General features: G+C 60.3%; 13 protein-coding genes. 10 read left to right on the top strand and 3 right to left on the bottom strand.

Translation table 11 applies throughout. From position 1 onward, the window contains the following. The first annotated feature begins 83 nt into the window (after window positions 1-83). Window positions 84-1,571 (top strand): NAD-dependent succinate-semialdehyde dehydrogenase, encoded by a 1,488-nt coding sequence (locus CQ015_RS16130; protein WP_105553888.1) that lies wholly within the window; start codon window positions 84-86, stop codon window positions 1,569-1,571. Between the two features lie 99 nt (window positions 1,572-1,670). Here the strand turns inward: CQ015_RS16130 and CQ015_RS16125 are convergent, their stop codons facing one another. From CQ015_RS16125 to CQ015_RS16115, 3 genes are read right to left on the bottom strand one after another with little or no spacing between them, the layout of a single operon-like run. Continuing rightward, the gene (locus CQ015_RS16125) at window positions 1,671-4,079 is read right to left on the bottom strand and encodes a transglutaminase domain-containing protein (protein ID WP_105650632.1); all 2,409 of its coding nucleotides are present in this window, start codon (window positions 4,077-4,079) and stop codon (window positions 1,671-1,673) included. Next, a complete protein-coding gene (locus CQ015_RS16120) occupies window positions 4,076-5,398 on the bottom strand; it encodes a DUF58 domain-containing protein (protein ID WP_105553886.1) in 1,323 nt (440 codons plus the stop codon). The genes CQ015_RS16125 and CQ015_RS16120 overlap by 4 nt, the downstream gene beginning before the upstream one ends. Window positions 5,399-5,410: 12 nt before the next feature. Beyond that, the gene (locus tag CQ015_RS16115) at window positions 5,411-6,301 is read right to left on the bottom strand and encodes a MoxR family ATPase (RefSeq protein WP_258133606.1); all 891 of its coding nucleotides are present in this window, start codon (window positions 6,299-6,301) and stop codon (window positions 5,411-5,413) included. A 275-nt stretch (window positions 6,302-6,576) separates the two neighbouring features. Here CQ015_RS16115 and CQ015_RS16110 point away from each other — a divergent pair, with 275 nt between their 5' ends. The 9 genes from CQ015_RS16110 to CQ015_RS16070 all read left to right on the top strand — a co-directional run bounded on the left by CQ015_RS16110 (window position 6,577) and on the right by CQ015_RS16070 (window position 19,448). After that, the gene (locus CQ015_RS16110) at window positions 6,577-7,524 is read left to right on the top strand and encodes a TatD family hydrolase (RefSeq protein WP_105553884.1); all 948 of its coding nucleotides are present in this window, start codon (window positions 6,577-6,579) and stop codon (window positions 7,522-7,524) included. Between the two features lie 271 nt (window positions 7,525-7,795). Then, window positions 7,796-8,971 carry a resuscitation-promoting factor gene (locus tag CQ015_RS16105; protein ID WP_181148602.1) on the top strand — a complete coding sequence of 392 codons (1,176 nt, stop codon included), beginning with the start codon at window positions 7,796-7,798 and terminating at the stop codon, window positions 8,969-8,971. Between the two features lie 99 nt (window positions 8,972-9,070). Then, window positions 9,071-9,952: a 16S rRNA (adenine(1518)-N(6)/adenine(1519)-N(6))-dimethyltransferase RsmA gene (rsmA, locus tag CQ015_RS16100; protein WP_105553882.1), complete on the top strand. Its 882-nt coding sequence runs from the start codon at window positions 9,071-9,073 to the stop codon at window positions 9,950-9,952. 2 nt (window positions 9,953-9,954) lie between these two features. Beyond that, window positions 9,955-10,887: a 4-(cytidine 5'-diphospho)-2-C-methyl-D-erythritol kinase gene (locus tag CQ015_RS16095; protein WP_105553881.1), complete on the top strand. Its 933-nt coding sequence runs from the start codon at window positions 9,955-9,957 to the stop codon at window positions 10,885-10,887. A gap of 101 nt (window positions 10,888-10,988) precedes the next feature. Then, window positions 10,989-12,359, top strand: coding sequence for an FAD-binding oxidoreductase (locus CQ015_RS16090; RefSeq protein WP_105570229.1), 1,371 nt, complete (start codon window positions 10,989-10,991; stop codon window positions 12,357-12,359). Window positions 12,360-12,563: 204 nt separating this feature from the next. Continuing rightward, window positions 12,564-13,736, top strand: coding sequence for a GAF domain-containing protein (locus tag CQ015_RS16085; protein WP_105650631.1), 1,173 nt, complete (start codon window positions 12,564-12,566; stop codon window positions 13,734-13,736). Between the two features lie 122 nt (window positions 13,737-13,858). Then, on the top strand, window positions 13,859-15,649 hold the full coding sequence (locus CQ015_RS16080) for an NAD(P)/FAD-dependent oxidoreductase (RefSeq protein ID WP_105650630.1): 1,791 nt from the start codon (window positions 13,859-13,861) through the stop codon (window positions 15,647-15,649). 1,209 nt (window positions 15,650-16,858) lie between these two features. Then, window positions 16,859-17,086 carry a heavy-metal-associated domain-containing protein gene (locus CQ015_RS16075; RefSeq protein WP_105650650.1) on the top strand — a complete coding sequence of 76 codons (228 nt, stop codon included), beginning with the start codon at window positions 16,859-16,861 and terminating at the stop codon, window positions 17,084-17,086. Between the two features lie 70 nt (window positions 17,087-17,156). After that, window positions 17,157-19,448, top strand: coding sequence for a cation-translocating P-type ATPase (locus CQ015_RS16070; RefSeq protein WP_105650629.1), 2,292 nt, complete (start codon window positions 17,157-17,159; stop codon window positions 19,446-19,448). The last annotated feature ends 87 nt before the right edge of the window (window positions 19,449-19,535 follow it).

Here is a 19,535-nt window from a genome sequence, read left to right as displayed (position 1 = left end):
CGATTTACAGCCGTTCGAAACCAGCACTAGCGTTGTGATCAACGAAGATTCCTTTCATTTACGACTTTCAGGAGAACCGCGTTATGTCGATTACCGCTGAACGCGAAGCAGAACTGCTCGCCAAAGTACCCACCGGACTGCTTATCAATGGTGAATGGCGAGATGCCTCAGATGGTGGCACCTTCGACGTACTTGACCCAGCCACCGGTGAAAAGCTGGCAACGCTGGCCAGCGCCACCAGCGAAGACGCGATGGCGGCCTTGGATGCAGCCGACGCGGTCCAGGCCGAATGGGCGCTGACCGCTCCACGCGAACGCGCCGAAATCCTGCGCCGCGGCTTTGACTTGGTCACCGCGCGCGCCGACGATTTTGCGTTGCTGATGAGCCTGGAAATGGGCAAGCCACTGGCTGAGGCCCGTGGCGAAGTGACCTATGGTGCAGAGTTCTTGCGTTGGTTCTCCGAAGAGACCGTGCGCCACTACGGCCGCTACGTCACCACCCCGGAGGGCAAGAACAAGGTTCTGGTCCACCACAAGCCGGTGGGTCCGTGCCTGCTGATCACCCCATGGAACTTCCCGCTGGCGATGGCCACACGCAAGGTCGGCCCGGCCATCGCCGCGGGTTGCACCATGGTGCTCAAGCCTGCGAAGCTCACCCCGCTGACGTCCCAGCTATTCGCCGCCACCATGATGGAAGCCGGACTGCCGGCAGGCGTGCTGAACGTGGTTTCGGGATCCTCGGCATCGAAGATCTCCGGCCCGCTGATGCAAGATGACCGTCTGCGCAAGGTCTCCTTCACCGGTTCCACTCCGGTCGGCAAGCAGCTGATGAAGGATGCCGCAGACAAGGTGCTGCGCACCTCGATGGAGTTGGGCGGCAACGCACCATTCCTCGTCTTCGAAGATGCAGACCTGGACGCAGCCGTCGAAGGCGCCATGGCCGCGAAGATGCGCAATATGGGCGAAGCCTGCACCGCAGCGAACCGCTTCCTGGTACATGAAGATGTGGCCGAGGAGTTCATCGCGAAGTTCTCGGAGGCCATGAAGGCGCTGAAGACCGGACGCGGAACCGATCCATCGTCCACCGTTGGCCCGCTGGTCGAAGAGAAGGCTCGCGACGAGGTCCACGCGCTGGTGACCGATGCCGTGGCACAGGGCGCCACTGCAGTCACCGGCGGTGCTCCGGTAGCGGGTCCGGGCTACTTCTACCAGCCCACCGTGTTGGCTAACGTTGCCAACGACGCGAAGATCCTCACCCAGGAGATCTTCGGCCCGGTCGCTCCGGTGACCACTTTCAAGGATGAGGCGCACGCGATTCGCCTCGCCAACGCGAGCGAATACGGACTGGCTTCCTACATCTACTCCCGTGATTTCAACCGGATGTTCCGCGTCTCCGAGCAGATCGAATTCGGTCTGGTTGGTTTTAATGCCGGGGTCATCTCCAACGCTGCCGCACCATTCGGTGGCGTGAAGCAGTCCGGTCTCGGCCGTGAAGGCGGCGCCGAGGGGCTCGGGGAATACACCACCGTGCAGTACATCGGCATTGCCGACCCATACGCACCGGTTAAGTAATTTCGGTGATCAACGGCCGCGAGTAGTTGGCGGACGGTACTAGCCAGTGAAGCCCAACGCCTTTTCAGGTGTTGGGCTTCAGGCAATTAATCTCGCAAATTACTGTGCGTTGGTGAACCCACTTGCCTCGCGCAGTTGCCGCTCGCGCAGGGAAGCCGGGAAGCAGAAGCGGAGTACGCGTTGCGTGCCGTGCAGCTCGCGGCCTAGTTGGGCAGCGAGCTGTTCCAGCGCGGCTGCCAGTTCGGCGCCTTGTTCCCCATCCGGGTGTCGATGAGCGTAGAAGCTTGCCTGGATTCCTTCGCGAAGCCTGGTCAAGGGTGCTGCAAGCTGCTGGTGGTTCTCGGCCAAGCGCAGGGTGTAGTCGCTGACCGATTCTTGCTCACCGGCGGGGTTGCCGACGTCCGCACCCAAAGCACGCAGCTCATCCCATAATGCCTGGGCGCTCCCGGCACCGCCGGCAAGAACTTGTTCGATTCTGCGCCGACGCAATCGAGCGCGCTGCCAGGGGAGAACCGCCAGTAGCAAGGCGAGCACCAAGACTCCAAGCACGATCATCCAGCCATAGTCTTCGGCCTGCACGGTATTTTGTTGCGGCGCGTTGGCGGTTGCGCTTTCCTCGGCCTCCGGGTCATCGAGTTCCGGGGCACCGGAAGGATTCAGTTCCTCGGGCACCTCTTGCGGCGTTTCGTTGGGCGTTGCCCCCGGGGCGTAGTCAGGTGCCTGACCTTGGCCGGGGGTCGGTTCAAAAGGAACCCAGCCGATCCCCGGGAGGAACAATTCGGGCCAGGCATGGGCTTGTTGGCCGGTTACCTCATATTCGGTGAATTCAACTTCCGGAGGCACATTGCGCCCGATCCCGTTGCCTTCGGCAAGGTCAGCAGCATTAAACGTCTCACCGGTTGGCTCGCCGGGGGCATAGCCGACCACGATGCGCGAAGGGATCCCGGACGCTCGTGCCAGCAGGGTCATCGTGGAAGCGAAATGTACGCAGTAACCTTGACGGCGATCCAGGAACGCCTTAATTACCTGCCGGTTAGCTCCGTCATAGCCTTCGCGGAGCGGCGTGCGTTCGGAATATCCGAAAGAAGCCGAACGCAGGAAATCCTGAATGGCGACGGCCTTATCGAAGTCGTTCGCCGGGGGGCCCTGCGCGCCGTAGGCTTCGGCGAGCGTCTGGCGCAGCAATTGGTCGAATTCGCCGTCGAGGTCCTCGGGCATAGAAAGATTTACATTCGCTATTTCATTCGTCAGCTCGCCGCCAAAGTAGCCAAGATTGCGCGCCATCTCCGCGCTCAAATTCATTTGCGTGTGTCCCACGGTGACTTGGCCTGTTTCGGCCATGGCATCCCCGCTGAGCCGAGCCACGGAGGTCTGCTTGGTCCAGTTCCAGGAACCATTGATGCCGGTGATATAAAAACTGCGGTCTGGCAGCGGCAGACTAGGGCTGCTGACCTGCCCATCCCAAGTCAATTGGGTGAGCTCGGGGGTTCCGTTGAAAATGTCGGCATCGGTGTCCATCGCGGTGTCCCCAAAATACGCGGATTGGAGCAAATCTTCGCTCGGTTCCCAGCGGGTGGCGCTCAGATCTTCGATTATCGAGGTACGCAGATATACCGGTTCAGCAGAACTGGTGAGATAGCTAAAAGCGACGCTTCCATTGTTCGCTCTGAGATCTCGGCCCAGATTGAGCAGCGGGTCAACGTTGCTGGCTAAGAGGTCGCCGGAAGGCCGAGTGCCTTCGGGGAGCATGCCATTGCGAAAGCCCGGCATGAACAGGCCGCTGAGAATCATCGCGAGGGCGCACGCGGCAGCGGTGACGGCGAGGATTCCCACCTGTCGTTTCGCAGGTAATCCCGCGCCTGTAGGCTCGGAACGGAAAATATAGGGGAGCAGTGCGAAATAACCAAGTATTGCCAGCGTCATCAGCACGAGATAGCCGATGCCCGCCCCTTCTTGCTTGAACAGCGACGCGATCACCGGGGCGAAGCACAATGGCATGATCACCAGTGGCGCTAGGCGCTTGAATGATGCGAGAACCTCGACCACGAGGCTCAGCACCACCGCGAGTAAAAGCAGAACGAACTCGACATATCGTGAGTAGGCCACCGGGGGCACCTGAGTGGAGAACTGTATGGCGGCCTCGGAGGCTAGCGCACCGAACCAATCGATGAGCCTCATGGAGGGGGGATTGGCGCGCATCGTTTGGTGCCCCAGGACCGCGCCAACCGCCACAAGCAAGGCAACAGGCAATGCAGCCCAGTGCCAGCCACGGATGCCGCGCAATACCCCGGCGCTGCCATGGATGAAGACCACTGGCCAGATCAAGGCTCCGAACCACGCCCCGCCTTGGACGACTCCGCTGAGCGAGGCTAAACCAGCGAGCAGGGCAAGGCTCAGAGCTGCAGCCGCTAGCGATCGCGCGTACAGGTGATGCGTCCTGGGTTTTTTGGGCCCAGCGCCCGACGCGCTGGAGTTCGGAGCTGGCCGCTCGGTCACTGCGGCGCTCATGGCCGTGACCACAATTCGTTGATGTTGGTGTTTGCCGCCAGGAAATGCACTTTCCACCCAGTCTCGGCCAGGTGTTGCTGCACCTCGCGGTAGCGCTCCGGATGGGAGACCAGCAGGAACAGTTCGACATGGCGCACCGAACGCGCCAGAGTTGCCAGCCACGCGGCCTGATTGGTTCGGAGCTCACCGAGGATCATGATGACCGGTTCGTCGCGAAAGCCCAGCAGCAGCTTGCGCAATCCCTCTCCGAGAATTTCAGGTCCCTCGGCGGCGTTAGTTGGTGCGCGCAGCGACATTTCGGCGCTCGCGGCATGAAAGTCTTCAAATCCGGTCTGGGCGGAAGCCCCAGACAGCGAGACGCTGCCGGCCTTGAGCAGCTGTTCTCCCGAAAGTTCTCTAAAGAGCAATTGATAACCGTTGGCGGCGTAGCGTTGGCCGATACTGCAGGCCAGGGAGAGCGCCATTTCAAAACGTCGGCTGCTTGGGATCGGAGGGCCGTCGCCCTGCGGGATCCCCAGACGCAGGTCCGCGCCGTTAATATGCCAGTGCTCATAGGTGCGGTCAAAGACCAACAATGCCTGGGCAGTAGCAACATGGTTTTCTTGACGCACCATGAGCTTGCCCTGCCGTGCGGTGGCTTTCCAGTGAACCTGTCGGATCGAGTCGCCTTGTTGGTAATCACGGGTGGCCACGTCATAGTAGTCGGCGGTGGTGCTTCGGGAGAACCGTGCGTCACCGGTCAGCATCTTGTCTCCGAGCGAAGCGAAGCGTTCCAGCGGGTGAATTTCGGCGCAAACGGGGACGGGCAAGGCATCTCCCGAATCGACCATGCCGTCCACTAGGCCTAAGGGGTCAGAAAGAATTTGCTTTGCCGGGCCCACCAAATGGATTCCGCGGGTGCGGAAGATGAGCTCGTACACGGTCTCTCCGGGACCGGTGAATTCGGGGCCCGGCCCAAACTCGGGTGGAAGCGATTCCTTGACCTTCGCATTCTCCGCACAGGACAGCTGCAATCTGGTGATGTCACCGACCACCGGATTTGCGGTGAGCAGTTTGCGGGTCAGTTTGGATTTATTGCGTAGCCGCAATACCAGCAACCAACTGACCAAGGCCACTGTCAGCAGTCCGATGCCCAAAGCCATCATCTCGTGGCGGCCCAGGATGTAGGCCAGGAAAATCAACAGGGCTCCGCTGCACAAGGTTGCCCAGCCGCGCACGGTGAACAGGTCAAGTTGGAACCGGCGTAGCGTTGCGGGCGTCGAATCCGTGCGTGTCCACGACAGAGCATCGCGCGAGTCGAACCGCTGCATTTTTTCCATGGCGTGCCTTGCCTATCCGATTGGTGTGGCGGAAACAAGCTCCTGGATCAAAGCAGCGGGTTCCACGCCTTCGGATAGTGCCCTGCGGGTCAGGATCAGCCGGTGCGAGAGCAGCATCTCGGCTACTCCACGCACATCTTCGGGCAATACATGATCCCGTCCGTTAATAGCCGCATGGGATTTTGCGGCGCGGACCCATTGCACGAGCGCACGAGGCGAAGCGCCCAACGAGATATGCGGATGGTCGCGGGTGGCCCGACCCAAATCAACGACGTAGCCACTCAACCGATCGGTAACGGTCACCTGCCTCACTTGTTCGATCATTTGCCGCAGTTGTTCGAGCTCAAGCACTGAGCGCAGCGAGTCAAGCGGTTCGGCTACATGGTGGCTGGTGAGCATGGAAATTTCTGCTTCGCGGTGTGGGTAGCCCATCGAAATTCGACCCATGAACCTGTCCCGTTGTGCCTCTGGCAGCGCGAACGTACCTTCCGAATCTATGGGGTTCTGTGTGGCAACGACCATAAATGGCCTCTGCAATGGGTGGGTAATCGAGTCCACGGTGACCTGCTGCTCTTCCATGCACTCAAGCAGGGCGGACTGGGTCTTCGCGTTTGCCCGGTTGATCTCATCCGCGATCACGATATTTGCAAAGATTGGGCCGGGATGGAACGTGAACTCATGATCTTGCGGGGAGAACACCGAGACGCCGGTAACGTCGCTGGGCAACAGATCCGGTGTGAACTGGATTCGGTGCACGGATCCGTTGACGCTGCGGGCCAATGACTTGGCGAGCATGGTTTTGCCGACTCCGGGAACGTCTTCGAGCAGCAGATGCCCTTGCGCGAGGAGCACCACAATGGTGTTGGTAATTGCTTCGGGCTTACCCGCGATTACTGTCTGCACAGCATCGAACATCCGTTGGTAATTCGACCTAAACGTCGAATCTACCAAGGGGAGTGTTGGGTGGGCACTCATGCGCATTCTCCTGGCTGGGCAACTTATCGTGCCGAGGTCATCTTTGACACGCTAAGCAATTCCCGTAGCTTGTGTTCACATCATATGGGGTTCTTTTCTCCACGAATAGCTTCTAAATACCTTGATTCTTTCCCTGTGTACCGGTGGTGGAAGAATTAGACCCAAGAACTGACAATATTTATGACGAAAGGTCCGGTGCGCAGATGAGTGAATCCGATTTCTCACGGATTCCCGAGGGGTACCGTCCGGCAGAAGAATCGAATTCTTCACCTACCGGGGAACGCGCCCGCTCGGCAAAGACAGAAAAGAACGGAAGCAAACGAAATACCCGTTACCCGGAGGCACCCGCCCCGCTGCCGGTACCGGTGATCGACAACCATACGCATCTGGATTTTCGCGATGGTTCGGTGAATGCCAGTGTGCAGCAGGCCCTCAGCGCGGCCGCAGCGGTCGGGGTGGAGGGGCTGATCCAGGTTGGCTGCGACGTGGAATCGTCAAAATTCGCCGTGCAGGCGGCCAAGGACTTTCCAAACATCTTGGCTGCGATCGCTCTCCACCCCAATGATGCCGCGCGCCTAGCGGAGCATGGCGAACTTGAGGCCGCGATTGAGCAGATCGAGGAGTTGGCGGCAAACGAGCGGGTGCGGGCCATCGGTGAGACCGGGCTGGATTACTTCCGAACGGGCGAAGCGGGGCATCATGCGCAGGAAAAGTCCTTCCGCGAGCATTTGCGGATCGCCGTGGAACATGGAAAAGCAGTCCAAATCCACGACCGTGACGCACATCATGATGTGGTTCGGATCTTGAACGATGCGCCGTTGCCCGAGCGCGTGGTTTTCCATTGCTTTTCCGGCGACGCCGAGCTGGCGCGGATCTGCAATGCCAACGGCTGGTACATGTCATTTTCGGGGACCGTGACCTTCAAGAATTCAACAGATCTCCAGCAGGCCTTGCGCCTAGCAGACCCGCAGTTGTTGCTTGTCGAAACGGATGCGCCGTTCCTGACGCCACATCCTTTCCGGGGGCGGCCAAATGCGAGCTACATGATCCCCCATACCGTCCGCTTTATGGCTGAAACCAGGGGTGCTGAATTAGCTCAATTGTGCGAGCAGCTAGCCGCGAATACGGGTGCGGTGTACGGCGCATTGTAGTCCTGCCGGGTGTGGTTTCCGACATATAAAGGTTGCGCCAATTATTACAATTCGGTTACGGTTATTGGAAAGCGTTGAGTTGCGAGCGCGCCCTGAGCCGGTCGCAACCTCGTGCGTTGCCGTATTTCCGTAGGGGACTAGATCCTCCGTGGATCGGGTGACGCGCAAACTGAATTTTATACTGGCGGCCTGGCCGCCACGGTTGAGCAAGACTTACCGGGAGTATCTTCCTGGCGTTCGACCTACAAACGATGGGGATCTCACTACCGTGATGCACTTGCTCAAAAAAAGCTGGGTCAAATATCTGGCTCAGGCCGTGGCTGTTGCCGTGGTCATTGCCGGAGCTGTTTTTTATATTTCCGGCCAGAAGTCCGTGACCGTGGCCATTGATGGCGATGAGCAGATCTTCACCACCCGCGCAGCAACCGTGCAGGATGCCCTTGAGCAAGAAGGCATCAGCGTTTACGAGCGTGACGAGTTGAGCGTGGCCGCAGATTCGGAGCTTTCCGATGAGCAGCGCATCGAGATCAGCCGCAACAAGTCGGTACAGGTCAGCATCGATGGCACCGACCGAGTAGTGCACACCACCGGCATGACCGTGGCGGATGTCATGGACGAACTGAAGCTGGATGAGAAGTCGGAAGTATCCCTCGGCGAAGATATCGAGCTCGTCAGCCTCAGCGACGAAATCGAGATCATCACCCCTAAAAATGTGACTCTGCTTGTCGACGAGAAGAAGCAGAAGATTTCGACCACCGCGCAGACCGTCAAGGAACTGCTTGCCGAGCAGAAGGTCAAGCTCGACAAGGACGACGAGGTCAACGTTCAAGTAGGTAAAGACACCGACAAGGACGCGAAGACCAGCACCAAGATCGAGGACGACACCAAGATCGAGGTCATCGTCGTTTCGGTGAAGACTTGGGATGAAAAGCGAGAGATCGGTTTTGATACCGAGAAGGTCAAGGATTCGAAGCTCGAAAAGGGCAAGACCAAGGTCAAAACCGAGGGCAAAAAGGGCGAGCGTGAACTGACGCTTCGCCAGGAAACCCGCAATGGTAAAAAGGGCGAGGAAGAAGTTCTGAAGTCCAAGGTCACCAAGGAGCCAGTCGCAGAGGTTATTCGAGTCGGAACCAAGAAGCCTGAATCAAGCTCGGATTCCAAGAGCTCGGACTCCAAGACCAAGGCTCCAACCGGTAGCATCTCCTCTACCTGGGCGGCTCTGGCCAAGTGCGAGTCCGGTGGCAACTGGTCGATCAACACCGGTAACGGCTACTACGGTGGACTCCAGTTCTCCGCTTCGTCATGGCGCGGAGCCGGCGGAACGAAGTACGCGCCGCTGCCACACCAGGCCAGCCCTCAGGAACAGATTGCTACCGCTGAGAAGCTGCGTGCCAACGGCGGATGGGGCCACTGGCCACACTGCTCGTCCAAGCTCGGGCTGCGCTAAGCAGCAGAAAACTTTTGACGCGACGCGTCCACCCCATTCGGGTGGGCGCGTCGCGTCGCGTCAGCAGTCCTTGCGCGCTGAACTAGAATTGTAGGTGTGATGTCTAAGGAATCTTTGCCACTGCTTGGGGCTACCGAAATCCGTCGACTGGCCGAGGAGCTTGGGATACGTCCCACGAAGACCCTCGGGCAGAACTTTGTCATTGACGGAAACACCATCCGCAGGATTGTGGCCACCGCAAATGTCGCCCCGGAGGAGACCGTGCTTGAGGTCGGACCGGGCCTCGGCTCGCTGACCCTCGGAATCATGGATGCCGCGGCAAAGGTGGTCGCCGTAGAGATCGACCCGCCGCTTGCGAAGCGGTTGCCGCAGACCATGGCCGAACTCCGTCCGGGCCGCGAAGAGGACCTGACGGTGATCCTCAGCGATGCCATGAAGATCACCGAGCTTCCGGGCAATCCCACCGCCCTTGTCGCAAATCTCCCATATAACGTTGCAGTGCCCGTGGTGCTGCACCTGATGGAGCATTTCGAATCCATCACCCATGGCCTGGTGATGGTACAGGACGAGGTCGCCGACCGGATGTGCGCGACACCGGGAAATAAGATCTACGGTGTCCCCTCGGTCAAGGGCGCCTGGTACGGCACCATGCGCAAGGCAGGGGTCATTGGCATGAACGTCTTTTGGCCGGCCCCCAAGATCCATTCCGGCCTGGTGGCTTTCACTCGCGACAAGGATCGCAGCGACGCACCAGACCGCAAGGAAGTCTTTGCCATCATTGACGCAGCCTTTGCCCAACGCCGCAAGACGCTGCGCGCTGCCCTGTCCGGGTGGGCCGGATCCGGCGCTCGCGCCGAGCAGATCCTGCACGCTGCAGGCATCGACCCGAAGGAGCGCGGGGAGAAGCTGGACGTAGACGGATTCATCTCGATTGCTCGTGCGGCTCACACGGTGCCGGCGCTCGTGCAGACCGAAGACTAACGATGGCCAAGCAACGCGTCATCGCCACCGCGCCGGGAAAAATTAACTGCTATTTCCGGGTGGGACCACCGCGTGAGGACGGCTACCATGAGGTCGCCAGCCTGTATGTCGCGGTATCCCTGCTGGAGCAAATCGAAGCCACACTGCGTGCAGACGGTGAACTGCAGCTGAGCCTAGAACCGGGCTCGCCGGTAGTTGCCGATCCGGAAAATTTCCCGCTGGGCCAAAATAACCTCGTGTGGAAAGCCGCCGAGCTTCTCCGCGAGCATACCGGTTGCACCTTGGGTGCAAACCTCCACATCACCAAGCGCGTACCGATTGCCGGCGGGATGGGCGGCGGTTCCGCGGATGCCGCGGCTGCTCTCGTTGCCTGCAACGAGCTGTGGGGGACCGGACTGGACCGTGAAGAGCTTGGCAGGCTTGGCGCCCGGCTCGGCGCCGATGTGCCTTTTGCGCTCATGGGCGGTGCGGCCATCGGCCTGGGCATCGGCGACAAACTCGCCCCCTTGCTGACCCGTGCCAAGACGCAGTGGGTATTGATCCCTGCCAGTTTTGGCTTATCGACCCCTCGCGTCTATTCGATGCTCGACCGGCTGCGCGCCGGCCAGTGTGTTGAGGTTCCACAAGAGATCGATCCACAGGTTATTAAAGCGCTGATGGAATCGGATACCGAAGCGCTGTCGCAGCTTCTGGTCAATGACCTGACGCAGGCATCCTTGGCCTTGGCTCCGGAACTTGGAACCGTGCGGGACCTCGCCGAAGGCGCCGGCGCGCTGCGGGCCATGGTGTCCGGGTCGGGACCGACCTTGGCCCTGCTGGTGCGCGATGCCGAACACGCCGAGCAGGTGATGACGCAGCTCGGAGACGAGGTGGGAGTCGCCACCATGATGGTCAGTGCTCCGGCACCGGGCGCGCATGTGGAGCTTTCCGAATAGCTTCTTGAACCCTTGCCAGGGTGGGTGCCGTGACTCTAGAGTGATTTCGGAACCATAAAGTGAGCGTGGTTCATTTATTCGTTGTGGAACGAAGGAATCACATGATCAATGGCCATGTCTCTCATTGGTGGGAACGCCTTGGATTACCCACCTCGCGGGAAACTCTGCGCGGATCCCATGCATTTGACGTTGCCATTGTGGGTGCCGGTTTTACCGGTCTGTGGGCCGCCTACTATTTGAAGCAAGCAGCGCCTAGCCTGCGCATCGCTATCCTGGAGCAGCGCCATATCGGGTATGGGGCATCCGGACGCAATGGCGGTTGGCTGACCAACACCATTACCGGTGGACGCGAACAATATCTGAAATCCCACGGCCGGCAAGCGGTCGACGACTTTCAGCTGGCCATGAATCAAACCATCGACGAAGTGGTGCGGGTCTGCGCCGCGGAGAACATCGACGCGGACATCCTGCAGGGCGGCGAATTCGAGGTTGCGTACAATCCGGCCCAAGAGGCACGATTGCGCGCCTTCGTGACCGCCGAGCAGTCTTGGGAGCACAGCGGGGTGCAGCTGCTGGAAAGCTCCGAAGCTGCACAGCAGATCAACGTCGCGGGCACACTTGCCGCCGCCTGGCACCCGCATGCCGCCCGGATCCAACCGGCAAAACTGGTCAGTGGGCTGGCGCAGGCAGTCGAATCTCTCGGAGTAGAAATCTTCGAGAGCACCAGGGTCACCGAGATCAGTTCTCACCGACTGGATTTTGCTGGTGGCACCGTCACCGCGGACTTCATCATTCGTGCGACCGAGGGCTTTACCGCCGGAATTAAAGGCCATAAGCGCTTGTGGCTGCCGATGAATTCTTCGATGATTGCCACCGAGCCGCTGGATGCATCTTTCTGGGATGAGGTGAACTGGAAGAACGGCGAAGTGCTTGGCGATTTTGCCCACGTGTACATGTACGCCCAGCGCACCGCCGATGATCGGATCGCCATTGGAGGCCGCGGAGTCCCCTACAAATTCGGGTCGCGTACCGACCTTGATGGGATGACTCCCGCGGTGACGGTCAACGGACTCCAAGAAATTTTGCAACGGCTATTCCCGCAAGCCAAGCAAGCGGCGATCGCTCATGCCTGGTCCGGGGTGCTCGGGGTTCCGCGAGATTGGGCCGCCACCGTCGGTATGGATCCGCGCACTGGAATCGGCTGGGCCGGGGGATATGTGGGGACCGGCGTGGCTACCACCAACCTTGCCGGTCGAACCCTGCGCGATCTGGTCTTAGGCCAGAATACCGCGCTGACCAATTTGCCCTGGGTCAACCACAAGGTGCGGCAGTGGGAACCCGAACCGCTTCGTTGGATGGCCACCACGGGGCTCTATGCTGCCTATGGGATGGCGGACCGGGCCGAATCCAAGGGTGGGACGAAGACCTCCGCCATAGCGCACCTGGCGGATCTGGTGACGGGGAAGAGATAGGCGAGTTGCCTGGCTGCTGCGGAGTGCCGCGCAAGCATCATAGATGCCGCAACCAAGGCGGTCGCCGAATTCACGGCAGCACACAGGCAAACTCGCACCTGCTCGCGGGCCTTCCCCAGTTCCTTCGACGGTTCGGGGAAAGCCTTAGCGATTTTAAGCGGCGAAAGCTTCCCATCCACTAGCGAAGCATGGCATTCTCGGTAGATGACTGTGGAGCACCGTGGGTCCCAGGCGCTGTTCCAAGCGGCCCTGACAGCGGGGGAAGACCCAACCAATAAGGCACGGGGCCTCAAAGCCCTGTATCAGAGCTGGGCCGAAGACACGCGCATTCCCTCGCTGGTTCGACCCGTGGTGGCTCGTTCCTGGTCGCGCGCCGGAGCGCAGTACAAGGACATTGTTCCCCTGGACCTTGCAACTGTCCGCGAGCGGCGGGAATCCAATGAGGAATTGAACGGACTAGTTGAGCTGTTCAAGGACCGGTTGCTGTCACTGGCCACGCAGGCTGGAAACCAACTGGTGATCTCCGATAGCCAGGGGTACGTGCTTTGGGTTCTGGGACCTTCGATGATCCGCCGGAGAAGCGATGACATCGGCTTTGTTGCCGGGGCCAGATGGCGGGAAGGCGACGTCGGCACGAACGGCATCGGCGCCGCAATGGCCGAGCGGACGCCGGTGCAAATTTTTGGTCCGGAGCATGCTCGCGAAGAACAGCATTCCTGGGTCTGCACCTCGGCGCCGGTCAGCAACCCTGCCACTTCATCCTTGGTCGGCACCATCACCTTGGCCGGATCATTTCGCACAGCTCACCCGCACTCGCTGGCGCTGGTTTCATCCGTCGCCCACGAAGCGGAACTACTGCTGCGAGGCGAGCACGACTTAAAAATGCAACGGCTCGAACTGGCAGCAACGCTGCCGGAGGGCGCATACCTGCTGGTTGATTCCCAGGGTTCTGTGGCGTCCGCTCGTGGATACAGCATCAGCGGTAGAATCTCCTTGCCACCGGCCTTGGAAGAAGGGCGCAACTGGATCATTGGCATCGGTGCGGTGGATGCGCGCAGAACTGCCGGCGGCTGGCTCCTGCAACGAGCCGATGAGCAAGTGACGCTTGAACTCTGCGCCGGGGGCCTCCAGGAAGCGCTGGTGCATACGCCAAGCGGAACGACCCGCATTGGGCTCAGTGCCAAGCACTGGCAAATCTTGGAGCTTCTGGCGAGCTGCCCCGCGGGAGCCACCGCGGCGCAGCTCCAGGAACTGTGGCCTGCGCAAACGCCCAACGTGACTATTCGAGCCGAAATCTCCCGGCTGCGTGGAAGGCTGCGTGGCCTGATTGCCTCCCGGCCCTATCGGCTGATGGTACCGGTGTACCGCCAACCTTGATCCCTGGAGGCATGCAACCTTTTGCAACGCTTCCATTTTGTGACCCGCGTCATAGCCTTGCTTCAGGGCGGCAGAATAAGCCGCATCATTTCCCGGACTCCCGATGAATTGAAGTGATGGCTATGGCGAACAACGATCCACTGGCGCAGGCTCAAGAATGGTGCCGAGCGCTGCAGCAGGCCTTGGAAGCAGGCGATGTGCAAGGGGCCGCGGAGCTCTTCGGCGAGGAATGCTATTGGCGGGACCTCACCGCATTGACCTGGAACCTGCACACCAGCGAGGGGCGCGAAGACATCGCGAAGATGCTGCTCGGCGTCGAGCGCGGGGCATGGCCGCGAAACCTGAAGGTGACCAGCGCACAGGACGCCGATGGAGTCGTCGAGGCCTGGTACACCTTCGAGAACGATGCCATCAACGGGCTCGGGCTCTTCCGGCTGCGCGACGGCCGGTGCTGGACCCTGCTGAGCACGGCCCAGGAACTGCGCGAATATCCCGAGCCCGCCGGGTCCAGGCGGGAACTCGGGGCCGAGCACGGCTCGGCGATGAGCAAGGCGAACTGGCTGGACCGCCGCGAAGCCCAGCGTCAAGCACTCGGAATCACCGAGCAGCCGTACACACTGATTATCGGCGGCGGCCAGGGCGGCATCGGATTGGCCGCACGGCTCAAACGCATGGGCGTCCCGGCCCTGGTCATCGACAAGCATCCAAGGCCGGGGGACCAGTGGCGCTCGCGCTACCACTCGCTGGCCCTGCATGACCCGGTCTGGTACGACCATATGCCATACATTGAATTTCCCGACCACTGGCCGGTGTTCACCCCCAAGGACAAGATGGGCGACTGGCTGGAAAGCTATACCAAGCTCATGGAACTGGACTATTGGTCCCTGACCGAAGCAACCGGTGCACGGCAAGACCCGGACGGCGACGGCTGGATCGTTGAAGTCGAACGAGATGGGGTGCCGCTCACCCTGCGTCCCACCCAATTGGTCCTGGCTACGGGAATGTCCGGAATCCCCAACGTTCCCCGCTATCCGGGCGCCGAGAGCTTCGCGGGCGAGCAGAACCATTCCTCGAAGCATCCAGGTGGTGAACGCTATGCAGGGAAGAACGTCGTGGTGATCGGCGCGAACAATTCGGCCCACGATATTTGCGCGGATTTGGTCCAGAACGGTGCAAAGCCCACCATGGTGCAGCGCTCCAGCACCCACATCGTGCGTTCGGAATCCTTGATGAATACCGTGCTGGGGCCGCTGTATTCCGAACAGGCATTGGCCGCAGGCATCGACCACCACAAGGCTGACCTGATCTTTGCTTCCATCCCGTATAGAGTCCTGCCGGATTTCCAGCGGCCCGCGTTCGACAAGGTCCGCGAACAGGATGCAGAGTTCTACAAGTCCCTGGAGGACGTGGGCTTCGACCTCGACTTCGGCGATGACGACTCGGGGCTGTTCCTCAAGTATCTGCGCCGCGGCTCGGGCTACTACATCAACATCGGCGCGAGCGAGCTGGTGGCCGACGGGTCCATTGCCTTGGCCCAGGGCGAGGTCTCGCACTTGACCGAGCACAGCGTGATCCTGGCCGATGGAACCGAGCTGCCCGCCGACGCGGTGGTCTACGCAACCGGCTATGGGTCGATGAACGGCTGGGCCGCCCACCTGATCTCCCAAGAGGTCGCCGATGCGGTGGGTAAATGCTGGGGCTTGGGCTCCGAAACGACCAAGGATCCAGGTCCTTGGCAAGGCGAACTGCGAAATATGTGGAAGCCGACCAAGGTCAAGAATCTCTGGTTCCACGGCGGGAACTTGCACCAGTCCAGGCACTATTCGAAATATCTGGGCTTGCAGCTCAAGGCCCGCTTCGAGGGGCTGCCCACGCCCGTCTATGCGCTCGCCGAAACCTATCATCAAGCCTGACCATCTAGCTTTTTAAAGTTGGCCTATGAGCTGGGGCCGGAGGATCTTGGAACGCCAAAGATCCTCCGGCCCCAGCTGTGCCTGTACCGAACTGTTGATCTAGCGCCCTGTGTTTAGGAGTTCTGGAAGGGGGAGCCGTCCGCAAGCCTTCCGCAGTGGATGAGCTTTATGCAATAGGATCCCCGCGCTCAACCCACCCCGGAATGAATTTCCGGATATGCCGATTCAGATTTTTCGCGGCGCTGGACCTGCTATGTTTGATCGCCTGTCGATAAGCGATCTCGATCCAATCCTTCGCCAGATTCGGCCATGATCCGCCGATCGGTGTGAAATGTGCGTTGATCCGCAGCGGCGAGACGAGCCACTACTTCACGATGAAAGCAGTATGAGCTGAATGATGATCCATTCGCGAGTGCCGTAATCGCCCCGGACTAGATCAGGCCAAGCCGCTGAGCAAAGCCGAGAAGGCCTGGCGCCAGATCCGCGGCGCGTCTTCGCTGCATTCCATCCGTAACGGCAAGAGCGGTGTTCTGCGCGCAAGGGATTGAATCCAGGAATCCTGCTCGACGCTGGGCGCCCGGTGCCGCGGGCGGAATCCTGTGCACCGCGATGGCCTAGGTGGCTTTTCTTGCCAGATATGTGGTCGGTGGAGCATATGCAGCTTCTGCCGTGCATTGGTTGCGCACCGTTGGCTACTGGACTTGGCGGCGGGCTCGGCATCATCTATAAGTTCAAGATCGCGCTTCCCGCGGGTGTCGCGAGGCCCTGCCGGCGTTGAGTTCAATGGCAAGTTTTCGGAAATCGACGGTGCTCCTGGGGTGGCGCTTCGCGCTCCGATTTCTCAACCTGCAATCCTGGGGCTGGGCAATTGTGATGAACCATTTTCCCGGACGTTGGACAACCAGTGAATCGATGACGCAGTTCCTTGCATCCATTGTCTCTAGATTTTATTGAAAATATACCCTATGGGGGTACTTGACCCGATACCCTCTAGGGGTATATTGTCAAGGTATGGAAAACGCAACGGCCGGCATGGACCCCATGCAAAATCATGGAGCTTCCTGCAAGGCCAACCGTTTGCCCAGATGACTTTTCGAGAACCGAAAGATCCCGCGAGAAGAGGAACTCATGAGCAACGAATCAAGCTGCTGCGGATGCAACTCGAGCGATGAAGAAGCAAATAGCAATACAACAAACACGGAGGACGTCATGAGCAACAACATCACCTTGAAGATTGAAGGCATGACCTGCGGGCACTGCGTATCGTCAGTGACCGAGGAACTCCAAGAGATCCCCGGCGTCAGCAATGTCGAGGTTGACCTCGTCGTCGGTGGAGCCTCTACGGCTACCATCGCCACCAACGAACCAGTCGAGAACTCGATTCTCGAAGCGGCCGTCGCCGAAGCGGGCTACAAGCTCGTTTCCGCGGAAGCCTAAATACCCACCCCGAGACGGGGCGCGAATAGCTATATGAGCCCGTCTCCGGGAGTGAGAAAGAAGTGGAATCATGAGTAACGACACCGCATTCCCCACCAATCAACGCATCGTCGAGTTGGATATACAGGGAATGACCTGTGCTTCTTGCGTGGGTCGAGTCGAACGCAAGCTGGGGAAGTTGGAAGGCGTGGAAGCGCTGGTAAATCTTCCACTGGAGTCCGCTCGCGTGACGGTTCCGGAGGGCGTAACGGACGAAGAGCTGATCTCAACCGTCGAATCCGCCGGTTACAAGGCCAACCTCAAGGTGGATCAATACGCAGAGCAGTCAGCCCGCTCGCAGACCGAAACCGCGCAAACCTCCACTGCGGCAGCATCGCCTGAGCCGCCGCGCAAGAACAAGCCCGCCGCGCAGGCCGGCCAGGACCTGAAGAAACGCCTCATCGTCGGCGCGATCTTCACCGTGCCGCTGTTCATAATTTCCATGATCCCCGGTGCTCAATTCCCGCATTGGGGTTGGGTTGCGCTGGCTCTTGCCACCCCGGTGACGTTCTGGTCAGCCTGGCCGTTCCACCGTGCCGCGGCCATCAACGCGCGTCATCTGTCCTCCACCATGGACACTCTGGTCTCCATTGGTGTACTTGCCGCCTATTTCTACTCGCTGTGGCAGTTGATTGCGGATCCGAATATCACAGCCCACGTCGGCATGGCCATGAGTGAGCATGCGCTGTACTTCGAGACCGCGGGTGTCGTGGCGACCTTCCTGCTGCTCGGCCGCTGGTTGGAAGCCCGCGCCAAGGTTCGAGCCGGCGACGCGCTTAAGACCTTGCTGGATCTAGGCGCCAAGGAAGCCACATTGATCCGCGAAGGCGTCGAAACCAAGGTTTCAGCGGCCGAACTGATTCCCGGCGATGAGTTCATTGTGCGCCCTGGCGAAAAAATTGCCACCGACGGCTTTGTCGTCTCGGGGCACTCGGCGGTGGATACCGCGTTGGTTACCGGGGAATCGGTGCCCGTGGAAGTAGGCCCGGATGACACCGTTACCGGTGCAACAATCAACACCTCCGGCGTACTGGTTATTCGCGCTACCCGCGTTGGCAAGGACACCACGCTGGCTCAGATGGGACGCCTGGTATCCCAGGCGCAGACGGGCAAGGCACCGATCGCTCGACTTGCCGACCGCATCTCCGCGGTCTTTGTGCCGATTGTGCTGGTCATTGCGCTGTCCACCTTCGTTCTCTGGCTATTGCTCACCGGTGATATGGGCTCGGCTGTCGCCGCCGCGGTAGCGGTGCTGGTCATTGCTTGCCCTTGTGCCTTAGGCCTGGCGACTCCTATTGGTTTGCTGGTGGGTACCGGACGAGGGGCCCAATTGGGCATCTTGATTCGTGGACCACAAGTCCTGGAAGACACCCGCAAGGTTGACACCGTGCTGCTGGACAAGACCGGCACCGTGACCGAGGGCAACCTTGCGGTCACCTCCACTGCCCCCGCGTCGGGATTTGACGAAGAAGCGCTGCTGGCACTGGCCGGCGCTGCCGAGTCGGGCTCCGAGCACCCGATTGCTCAAGCAATAGTCGAAGCGGCGCGTACCAAGGCTTCCTTGGCCGCGGCCACCGGGTTCGTCTCCGCCGCCGGTGGCGGCGTGCGAGCAATGGTGGGGGCGCACACCGTGGTGGCCGGCCGCGAAAGCTGGCTGAAGGAAAATGGGATTGAGCTAAGCGATCGGCAGCGCGCGGACCTGGCAACCGCGCAGAGCAACGGCGCGACCTCGATCATGATCGGCGTAGATGGGACCTTCGCCGGATTCGTCAACCTGACCGACACCATCAAGGAGTCCTCGACTGCCGCCATTGCAAGGCTCAAGGAGCTTGGGTTGCGCCCGGTATTGCTCACCGGGGACAACAAGGCGGTAGCGCAGCAAGTTGCCGCCAAGGTTGGAATCGCGCCGGAAGACGTGTTCGCAGATGTCTTCCCCGAAGGCAAGGCCCAGGCCGTGCGCCAGCTGCAGGAGCAAGGCAGGGTTGTGGCAATGGTCGGTGACGGCGTCAACGACGCACCGGCGCTGGCGCAGGCAGACCTTGGCATCGCGATGGGTTCCGGTACGGATGTCGCGATCGAGGCAGCCGATGTCACCATCATGGGCAATGACGTCGAGCAGGTTGCGCAAGCTATCGAACTTTCCCGCAAGACACTGGGAACTATCAAGATGAACCTGTTCTGGGCGTTTCTCTACAACACCGCCGGTATTCCGGTGGCAGCCCTGGGGTTCTTGAATCCCATGATTGCAGGTGCCGCCATGGCCGCCAGCTCGGTGCTGGTCGTCGCGAACTCGCTGCGGCTGCGTGGGTTCGGGCGAACGTAACGAGCAAGCTAGGCTTCTGCCCTAATCCAGTGACATGAATGCCGGTGTTCCTCCACTAGCGGAGGAACGCCGGCATTCTGTGCCCGA

The organism is Arthrobacter sp. MYb221, from assembly GCF_002979835.1.
Lineage (GTDB): Bacteria > Actinomycetota > Actinomycetes > Actinomycetales > Micrococcaceae > Glutamicibacter.
This window is presented reverse-complemented; position numbering and strand designations above follow the sequence as displayed.